Source organism: Brevundimonas sp. (assembly GCF_036400995.1).
Taxonomy (GTDB): domain Bacteria; phylum Pseudomonadota; class Alphaproteobacteria; order Caulobacterales; family Caulobacteraceae; genus Brevundimonas.
Genome location: NZ_DASWWG010000022.1, coordinates 25431 through 34559, shown reverse-complemented (window position 1 = coordinate 34559; position 9129 = coordinate 25431). Strand labels below are relative to the sequence as shown.

Below are 9129 nucleotides of genomic sequence, written 5' to 3'. Positions count from 1 at the left end.
CTGGAGGCGCTGGACAAGGCGCTGGGCAAGCCGGTCAAGCCGGTGCTGGGCATCGTCGGCGGGGCCAAGGTCTCGACCAAGCTGGACCTGCTGAAGAACCTCGTCGGCAAGCTGGACCGGCTGGCCATCGGCGGCGGCATGGCCAACACCTTCCTGTTCGCGCAGGGGATCGACATCGGCGGCTCGCTCGCCGAGCGCGACATGGCCGACACCGCCCGCGAAATCCTCGCCGAGGCCGAGGCCAAAGGCTGCGAGATCCTGCTGCCGCGCGACGTGGTGGTGGCGACCGATCTCAGGCCCGGCGTCGAGACCCGCACCGTGCTGGCCCGTGAGGAAATCGGCGAGGACGAGAAGATCCTCGACGCCGGCCCGCTGACCGTCGAGGCCCTGGTCAAGGCCATGGCCCTGTCGCGGACCCTGATCTGGAACGGCCCACTGGGCGTGTTCGAGGTCCCGCCGTTCGACGCGGCCACGGTCAAGGCGGCGCAGGCGGCGGCGCAGCTGGCCAAGACCGGGGCGATCACGGCCGTGGCGGGCGGCGGCGACACGGTGGCGGCCCTGCACCACGCCGGGGTGGCCGAGGACATGACCTTCGTCTCCACCGCCGGCGGCGCCTTCCTCGAATGGATGGAGGGCAAGCCTCTGCCCGGCGTCGAGGCGCTGCGCGCCTGAGCCTTGCGTCCGGCAGCGGCGAAGCCGCTGTAACAATGCGTGACTTTGGGCGTTGAGGGGGCTAGATCACCCCCAACAACAAGGGCTCAGGAGGCACTCATGGATCTGGCGGCGCTCAACGCGGTGGCCGAGGCGATGGTCACGCCCGGCAAGGGCATTCTGGCGGCCGACGAATCCACCGGCACGATCAAGAAGCGCTTCGACGCGATCGGGGTCGAGAACACCGAGGAGAACCGCCGCGACTATCGCGAGTGCCTGTTCCGGGCCGAGCAGACCATGCGCGAGCACATCTCGGGCGTGATCCTGTTCGAGGAGACCCTGTACCAAGACGCCAAGGACGGCACGCCGCTGGTCGACCTGATCACCGCCGCCGGCTCGATCCCGGGCATCAAGGTCGACAAGGGCGCCACCAAGATGGCCGGCTTCCCGGGCGAGACCGTGACCAAGGGCCTGGATGGCCTGTCCAAGCGCGTGCGCGCCCACTACGAGCGCGGCGCCCGCTTCGCCAAATGGCGTGCGGTGATCGACATCGCCGACGGCATCCCGACCTGGGGCTGCGTCAAGGCCAACGCCCACGCCCTCGCCCGCTACGCCCGCATCTGCCAGCAGGAGCAGGTGGTGCCGATCGTCGAGCCGGAGGTGCTGATGGACGGCGCCCACGACATCGACCGCTGCGACGAGGTCACCCGCTGGACCCTGCAGACGGTGTTCCACGAGCTGTACGAGCAGCGCGTGGCGCTGGAGGGCATCATCCTGAAGCCGAATATGGTCATCTCGGGCAAGGGCGCCCGGCGTCAGGCCTCGGTGCAGGAAGTGGCCGAGCGCACCATCGCCGCCCTGAAGGCGACCGTGCCGTCGGCGGTGCCCGGCATCGCCTACCTGTCGGGCGGCCAGACCGACGAGCAGGCCACCGCCCACCTCGACGCCATGAACAAGATCGGCGGCTTCCCCTGGAAGATGACCTTCTCCTACGGCCGCGCCCTGCAGGCTGCGCCGCAGCGGGCCTGGTCCGGCAAGGCCGAGAACGCCGTGGCCTGCCAGGAAGCCTTCCACCACCGCGCCCGCATGAACGGCCTCGCCTCGCTGGGCCGGTGGGAGCAGGCGCTGGAGAAGAAGGCGGCCTGATCCGACGCGTCCTCGGGGAAGCCGCCCGGCTTCCCCGACCGCTCTCGGGTCAGCGGTAGCGGGACTCCATCCGCCAACGCACATCGCGGGCGCGTTCCTCGGCGTCGTCGAGTTCGCGCTGCGCGCGCCGCCACTCCCGCTCGGTGTCCTCCCGCTCCCGCCGGAGTTCGCGGATCCGGTTCCGGATCGTGTCGCGTTCCTCTTCGGTCAGCCCCTCTGCGCGAAGCTCGCGCTGCTTGGCGTCGATCTTGTCGTCCAGCTCCTCCAGCCGGTAGCCGTTGCTGTCGACGCGGCTGCGGGCCTCGTTGACCGCCTGCTCGGCCAGGTGGATGGCGCGGCCGTCCTCGTAGGCGATCAGGAAGTCGCGCTCGACGCCGGCGGGACAGACGCCGGCGTAGCCGCCGCCCTCAGCCCCCACCCGGAAGCCGTTGGCGACGGTGCAGTAGCGCAGGACGCCATCGCTCCAGCCTGCGCGATAGGCCGTGTCGTCCGGGATCACCCCATGCTTCGCACAGGCCTCGGCGTGCTCGCCCAGGCGGCTCATGGCGTAGCCGGCCGCGCCGTCGGAGAATCCCTGCCCGACCCAGTCGCCAGCCAGACACTGTTCCTCGCTCATGGTGGCGCAGCTGCCGAGCGCGACGGCGGCGCCGGTGAGCAGAAGTGCAGACAAGACGGCGCGCATGGGCCCCTCCCCCGAAAGACCGTTAACCTTTGCCCCAAGCGTGGCTGTTGGGGAAGCCCCGCGTTGACCGGCGCAGGGCGCCTCATGCAAGACGAGACGCCGCCCCAGCGGCGGAGCCCGCCGTGTCCGAAGAGCCCCTGATCAGCGAAGACGACGACCCGACCGTGCTGGAAGCCCGGATCGGGGTCGGCGGCGTGCGGCTGGACAAGGCGCTGGCGGACGCCTTCCCCGGGCTGTCGCGGGCGCGGCTGCAGGCTCTGCTCGCGGAAGGCGCGGTGCGCCGGGACGGCGAGCCGGTCGCGGGCGGTTCGGCGAAGGCGACGCCCGGCCTGTACACGGTGACCCTGCCGCCGGTCGCGCCGGCGGACCCGCAGCCGGAGGCGATCCCGCTGGCCGTGCTGTTCGAGGACGCCGACCTGATCGTCGTTGACAAGCCCGCGGGCATGGCCGCCCATCCCGCTCCGGGCAGCGAGACCGGCACCCTCGTCAACGCCCTGCTGCACCACTGCGGCGACAGCCTGTCGGGCATCGGGGGCGTGGCGCGGCCTGGCATCGTCCACCGACTGGACAAGGACACCTCAGGGGTGATGGTCGCCGCCAAGTCGGACCGGGCCCACGTCGGCCTGTCGGCGCTGTTCGCCGCTCACGATATCGAGCGGACCTACATCGCGCTGACCCGCGGGGCGCCGTCACCGGCGCGGGGCCGCATCGAGACCCTGATCGGGCGCTCGTCGTCGGACCGCAAGAAGATGGCTGTGCTGCGCTCCGGCGGGCGCAACGCGATCACCGACTATGTGGTGAAAGCCGTCTTCGGAGCGCCCGCCAGGCCGGGCGCGGCGCCCATGGCGGCGCGGGTGGCCTGCACCCTGCAGACCGGCCGCACCCACCAGATCCGGGTGCATCTGGCGTCGAGGGGCGCGCCGATCCTGGGGGACCCGGTGTACGGCTCAGGCAGTCCGGCCGCACCGGTGCGGGCCGCCATGACCGATGCAGGACTGAAGCGTCAGGCGCTGCACGCCGCGGTGCTGGGCTTCGTCCACCCCGTCACGGGAGAAGCGCTCCGGTTCGAGACCCCTCCGCCCGGCGACATGCGCGTGCTGGAACAGAAGTTGTCGCAGCTCTGAGGGGCATGGTCCGTCTTGATTAAGGACTGACTATGCGCTATACGGATCCACATTCGGTGCAGTGGCGCCGGGGCAACGGTCACGCTTCGCTGTGACGATCCGCCTCTGACAAAGACGGAAACCCGAACCTATCTCACCGGTTGAGGGGCGAGACGCCGGCGCACGCATGTGGCCGACGCCGCAGGGCCCGCTCGTTTCTTTTGGTCGGAGGGACCACATGGCTGCTACCAGATCTCTCGCGGTGATGTCGCCTGAACAGGGGCTGTCGCGATACCTGACGGAAATCCGGAAATTTCCGATGCTGAGCAAGGACGAGGAGTTCATGCTCGCGAAGCGCTGGTCGGAGCACCAGGACCCTGAGGCGGCCCACCGTCTCGTCACCTCGCACCTGCGTCTCGTGGCCAAGATCGCCATGGGCTACCGCGGCTACGGCCTGCCGATCGGCGAGGTGATCTCCGAGGGCAACGTCGGCCTGATGCAGGCGGTCAAGAAGTTCGATCCGGACAAGGGCTTCCGCCTGGCGACCTACGCCATGTGGTGGATCCGCGCCTCGATCCAGGAATACATCCTGCGCAGCTGGTCGCTCGTGAAGATGGGCACCACCGCCGCGCAGAAGAAGCTGTTCTTCAACCTGCGCAAGGCCAAGAGCCAGATCTCGGCCTTCGAGGAAGGCGACCTGCACCCCGAGCACGTGGACGCCATCGCCACCAAGCTGGGCGTGACCAATCAGGACGTCATCGACATGAACCGCCGCCTCGGCGGTGACGCCTCGCTGAACGCGCCGCTGCGCGCCGACGGCGAACGCGAGTGGCAGGACTGGCTGGCCGACGACACCGCGGTCTCGCAGGAGACCCAACTGGCGGAGGACGAGGAAAAGTCCCTGCGCATGGGCCTGCTGCAGGAAGCGATGGAAGAGCTGACCGATCGCGAGAAGCACATCCTGACCGAACGTCGCCTGAAGGACGATCCGGTGACCCTGGAAGAACTGGCCGGCCAGTATGGCGTCAGCCGCGAACGCGTGCGTCAGATCGAGGTGCGCGCCTTCGAAAAGCTGCAGAAGGCCATGCGCGCCGCCGCCGAAGAGCGGAACCTGGTCGACGCCTGACCCCGGCGCTCAAGCAGCGAGCCGCCGCGCGGCAAGCGTTAGCGCCAGAACGAGACTGACGAAGGCGGGCTGGCTCAGCCCGCCTTTTTCATGGGCTGGGCCTGGTGCATGGCCAGCAACCCGCCGATGGGGGCGGACAAGGTTTCCTTGGTGGCCGGTCCCGACGCGAGACTGACTTCCAGCGCGCCGACGGCCACGACCAGACGGGTGTCGGCGACCTTCATCGCCACCGCCTTCAGCGCGCCCGCCTGCTCGCGAATGGCGCGGACCGCCTGCATCGGATCCTGATCGAACTGGTCCAGCGCCGAGGCGAGGATGCGCATGGCCTGATCCTTGGCGGAGTCCACGGCTGCGGCGGCGCTGCCGCTCCGGTCGCCCTTGCGCTTGGCCGGCCCGGTGTATTCACCCGAGTTGAAGCGGCGGCGGTCCGGCCCGACATAACCCACGGCCTCGATCCAGTCCCGGGGCTTCAACGCCACGTTCTCGACCCGCTTCAGCAGGTCGCCGCTGGTGAAGGGCTTGCGTAGGAACTCATGCACGCCGGCGTCGCGCGCGCCGAGAATGGTCGTGGCGGTGGCTTCGGCGGTCACCATGATGATCGGCGCGCGGCGGCAATCCATGTCCGAACGACGGATGCGGCGCGACAGGCTTTCGCCATCCAGTCCGGCGCCGGTACGTTCGGTGAAGATGATGCCGGGCTCGAGGGCGGCGGCGGCCTTCAAGGCCCGCGCCTCATCAGTCTCGATGATGATATCCCGACCGCCCAGCGCCTTGAGGATATCGTTCAGCAGCCTTGCGGCGTGCGGATTCGGGTCCACGATCAGGACACGCTTTGTCACCGGCTCGAGCCGGGCGAGGATGCGACGATCAACAGCGAACAAGGGCGAACCTCCTCAGGTTCAACACCCTATGACCCGACGGGGTTAAATTGCGTTGAACGCTAAGGGCTACCCCTTAGCCGAGGAACGGATCGCGCATCAGGATGGTGTCGTCGCGCTCGGGGCTGGTCGACAGCAGGGCGACCGGCGCGCCGATCAGCTCCTCGATCCGCCGCACATACTTGATGGCGTTGGCGTTGATGTCCTTGAAGCTGCGGACGCCCGCGGTGCTTTCGCTCCAGCCTTCCAGCTCCTCGAACACCGGCTCGGCGGCCGCCTGGTCCTTCAGGCTGGAGGGCAGGTAGTCCAGCACCTCGCCGTTCACGCGGTAGCCCACGCAGATCTTGAGCGTCTTCAGCCCGTCCAGCACGTCGAGCTTGGTCAGCGCGATGCCGTCGATGCCGTTGATCGCCACCGACTGGCGCACCAGCACCGCGTCGAACCAGCCGCAGCGACGGGCGCGACCGGTATTGACCCCGACTTCACGACCGACGGTCGCCAGATGCTGACCGACCTCGTCGTCCAGCTCGCAGGCGAAGGGGCCCTCGCCGACGCGGGTCGTATAGGCCTTCACGATGCCCAGCACATAGCCGACGCCGCGCGGGCCGATGCCCGAGCCGGCAGCGGCCTGACCGGCCACGGTGTTGGACGAGGTCACATAGGGGTAGGTGCCGTGATCAACGTCCAGGAAGGCGCCTTGCGCCCCTTCGAACAGAACCCGCTTGCCCGACTTCTGCGCTTGATCCAGCACCCGCCAGGCCGGCTTCACATAGGGCAGGATTTTCGGCGCGATCTCGAGCAGCTGGTTCAGCAGGGCCGTCGGATCGATCGGCTCCAGCCCCAGACCGGCGCGCAGGGGATCGTGGTGCGACCGCAGGCGGTCGATCTTGACCTTCAGGTCTTCGGCGTTGGCCAGATCGCAGACCCGGATCGCGCGGCGGCCCACCTTGTCCTCATAGGCCGGACCGATGCCGCGGCCGGTCGTGCCGATCTTGGCGCCCGGCGCGCTGGCGGCGGCCTCACGGGCCACGTCGAGGGCCGGATGGATCGGCAGGATGAGGCAGGCGTTGTCGGCGATGGTCAGGATATCGGCGGTGATGGCGACGCCCTGGGCCTGGATCTTCTCGATCTCCCCGACCAGGTGCCAGGGATCGACGACCACGCCGTTGCCGATGATCGAGGGCTTGCCCTGCACCACGCCCGACGGCAGCAGCGCCAGCTTGTAGACCTTGCCGTCGACGACCAGCGTGTGGCCCGCGTTGTGACCGCCCTGGAACCGCACGACCATGTCCGCCCGATTGGACAGCCAGTCGACGATCTTGCCCTTGCCTTCGTCGCCCCACTGGGCGCCGACCACTGCAACGTTCGCCAAGTCACTTCTCCGCTGATCCGGTTTCCGGAATGCGGGCGCAGCCTATAGCGGGGGAATCGTCGGGTGTCCCGTTCAGTCCGCGGAATATTCCAAGATCGCCATCTCGAACGCCCAGTCCAGCCAGGGCGTGAGGGCCTCGATATCCGCGACATCGACCGTGCAGCCGCACCAGATGCGCAGGCCTGCGGGCGCGTTGCGGTGTCCTTCGACATCGAAGGCGGCCTCTTCGGCTTCCAGCAGGACCTTCATGTGGGTCACGAAATCCCGCCGGGCGGCGTCGTCCATCGCCTCGACGCGAGAGTCCACGATCTTCAGGCAGACAGAGGTGGTGGACCGGATGTCCGCGGTCTCGGCCAGGTATTCGACCCAGGGCGTCCGCGAAACCCAGCGGTCCAGCGCCGCCGCGTTGGCTTCGGTCCGGGCGATCAGTTCCGGCAGCCCGCCGACCGACAGCCCCCACTCGACGCCGTCGATCCAGTCCTCGATGGTCCAGACCGAGAAGGTGTTCAGCATGGAGCCGGTGGCCAGCAACCGGTCGAAGCCCTTGTCGTCCCGCAGACGCAGGACCTTCGGAATGGGACGCGGCGGCTCGAACCGATCCAGCCGCTCCACGGCGCGCGGCGACAGGGCGGCGACCCCGAGGCCGGCCTCTCCGCCCAGCGCCTTCTGGAAGCTGAACGTCACCACATCCAGCTTTTCGAACGGCAGCGGCATGGCGAAGGCCGCCGAGGTGGCGTCGCAGATCACCAGCCCCTCCCGGTCGGCCGACAGCCAGGCGGCCCCGGGGGCCTTTACGCCGGAGGTCGTCCCGTTCCACGGGAAGACCAGATCCTTGGCCGGATCGACCCGCGACACATCAGGGAACTGCCCCCAGGGCGCGGAAAGAATCTCGGGGTCCAGATCGAGATGCGACCTGGCGTCGGTCGCCCAGACCTTGCCGAAGTTTTCGAAGGCCAGAACCTGCACCGGGCGTTCGCCGAGCATCGACCACATGGCCGCCTCGACCGCGCCGGTGTCGGACCCCGGCACATAGACCAGCACCCAGTCCGCCGGGACCTGCAGAAGATCGCGGGTGAGCTTCAGGCCCTGAGCGAACCGCGCCACAACTTCCGGCGCACGAATGCCACGCCCCAGCAGATCGTGCGGGATCGTCTGCGACGACCACCCGGGACGTTTGGCGGTCGGGCCGGAAGAGAACCACGGGCGCGCGGGTTTGACGTTTGGCTTGCTGGTCATCGGCTCAGTCCCTGAACGGCCGGATCGGCCCCGCGTCCCGGGCCTTCTGCGCCAGCTTGTCGAGGGCCTCGTCTCCCTCGGGGAGCACGATCATGAGCTTTGCCAGAAGGTCGCCCCGCTTGCCATTCGCGAAGGCGCCACGTCCCTTGAGGCGCAGGATCTTGCCCGAGCTGGAGCCCTTCGGAATGGTCATGCTGACGGTGCCTTCAGGGGTGCGCACCGGAACCTTCCCGCCCAGCACCGCATCGTACAGCGGCACCGGTTGATCCATGGTCAGGTCCGCGCCGTCGCGGGTGAAGACGGGATGGGGCTCCAATTTCAGCTCGATCAGCGCATCGCCGTTCTCGCCGCCCCGACCGGGCGCGCCCTGCCCTTTCAGGCGGATGGTCTGACCGTCTCCCGCCCCCTTCGGAATGGCGACATCCAGCGTCCGGCCGTCGGAAAACTGAATGCGACGCGTGGCGCCCGAGATGGAATCCTCAAGACTGATTTCCAGCGTGGCGCGGACGTCCTGACCGCGCGCGGAAAAGCCGCTGCGACCGGCGCCCGGACGCGCGCCGCCACCGAACATCCCGCCGAAAATCTCGTCCAGATCGATGTTCTCGAAGCCGCCCCGCGCTCCGCCCTGACCGAACGGATTGCCGCCCGGGCCACGGCCGCCGCCGCCGCCCTGGAAACCGCGAAACTGTTCCCGGCCGTCCGCGTCGATCTCGCCGCGATCGAACTTCGCCCGCTTGTCCTTGTCGCCGAGAATATCGAACGCCGCCGTGATGCGTTTGAAGCGGTCCTCGGCGGCCTTGTCGCCCGGGTTCTTGTCGGGGTGCAGGTCCTTGGCGAGCTTGCGGAACGCCTTCTTGATCTCGTCCTGGCTCGCGCCCCGGGCCACGCCCAGTTCCTTGTAGGGATCGCCCGCCACGTCGAGTTCGCTCCTTGCT

General features: G+C 68.7%; 9 protein-coding genes. 4 read left to right on the top strand and 5 right to left on the bottom strand.

The genetic code is table 11. The annotated features are described in order from the left end of the window. A partial coding sequence (locus VGE03_RS03245) for a phosphoglycerate kinase (protein WP_331045036.1) occupies window positions 1-672 on the top strand: 672 nt, incomplete at its 5' end. A gap of 99 nt (window positions 673-771) precedes the next feature. Beyond that, the gene (locus tag VGE03_RS03240) at window positions 772-1797 is read left to right on the top strand and encodes a class I fructose-bisphosphate aldolase (protein ID WP_331045035.1); all 1026 of its coding nucleotides are present in this window, start codon (window positions 772-774) and stop codon (window positions 1795-1797) included. 49 nt (window positions 1798-1846) lie between these two features. Here VGE03_RS03240 and VGE03_RS03235 read toward each other — a convergent pair whose 3' ends face one another. Continuing rightward, window positions 1847-2479, bottom strand: a complete 633-nt coding sequence (locus VGE03_RS03235; RefSeq protein ID WP_331045034.1) for a DUF2799 domain-containing protein — start codon at window positions 2477-2479, stop codon at window positions 1847-1849. A 137-nt stretch (window positions 2480-2616) separates the two neighbouring features. On the opposite strand from VGE03_RS03235, the gene VGE03_RS03230 reads away from it, so the two are divergent. Beyond that, on the top strand, window positions 2617-3603 hold the full coding sequence (locus VGE03_RS03230) for an RluA family pseudouridine synthase (protein ID WP_331045038.1): 987 nt from the start codon (window positions 2617-2619) through the stop codon (window positions 3601-3603). Between the two features lie 217 nt (window positions 3604-3820). Beyond that, window positions 3821-4708, top strand: a complete 888-nt coding sequence (gene rpoH, locus VGE03_RS03225; RefSeq protein WP_331045033.1) for an RNA polymerase sigma factor RpoH — start codon at window positions 3821-3823, stop codon at window positions 4706-4708. Between the two features lie 74 nt (window positions 4709-4782). On the opposite strand, the gene VGE03_RS03220 is transcribed toward rpoH, so the two are convergent. The 4 genes from VGE03_RS03220 to VGE03_RS03205 all read right to left on the bottom strand — a co-directional run bounded on the left by VGE03_RS03220 (window position 4783) and on the right by VGE03_RS03205 (window position 9110). Then, window positions 4783-5589 carry a response regulator gene (locus VGE03_RS03220; protein WP_331045032.1) on the bottom strand — a complete coding sequence of 269 codons (807 nt, stop codon included), beginning with the start codon at window positions 5587-5589 and terminating at the stop codon, window positions 4783-4785. Window positions 5590-5662: 73 nt separating this feature from the next. Further along, window positions 5663-6958 (bottom strand): adenylosuccinate synthase, encoded by a 1296-nt coding sequence (locus VGE03_RS03215; RefSeq protein WP_331045031.1) that lies wholly within the window; start codon window positions 6956-6958, stop codon window positions 5663-5665. A 72-nt stretch (window positions 6959-7030) separates the two neighbouring features. Further along, window positions 7031-8194: a phosphoserine transaminase gene (locus tag VGE03_RS03210; protein ID WP_331045030.1), complete on the bottom strand. Its 1164-nt coding sequence runs from the start codon at window positions 8192-8194 to the stop codon at window positions 7031-7033. A gap of 4 nt (window positions 8195-8198) precedes the next feature. Beyond that, window positions 8199-9110 carry a J domain-containing protein gene (locus VGE03_RS03205; RefSeq protein ID WP_331045029.1) on the bottom strand — a complete coding sequence of 304 codons (912 nt, stop codon included), beginning with the start codon at window positions 9108-9110 and terminating at the stop codon, window positions 8199-8201. Between the last annotated feature and the right edge of the window lie 19 nt (window positions 9111-9129).

Excerpts from the sequence above, each read along its gene's own strand:
- VGE03_RS03240 (WP_331045035.1), top strand. The coding sequence starts at position 772 with ATGGATCTGGCGGCGCTCAACGCGGTGGCCGAGGCGATGGTCACGCCC.
- VGE03_RS03235 (WP_331045034.1), bottom strand. The coding sequence starts at position 2,479 with ATGCGCGCCGTCTTGTCTGCACTTCTGCTCACCGGCGCCGCCGTCGCG.
- rpoH (WP_331045033.1), top strand. The coding sequence starts at position 3,821 with ATGGCTGCTACCAGATCTCTCGCGGTGATGTCGCCTGAACAGGGGCTG.
- VGE03_RS03210 (WP_331045030.1), bottom strand. The coding sequence starts at position 8,194 with ATGACCAGCAAGCCAAACGTCAAACCCGCGCGCCCGTGGTTCTCTTCC.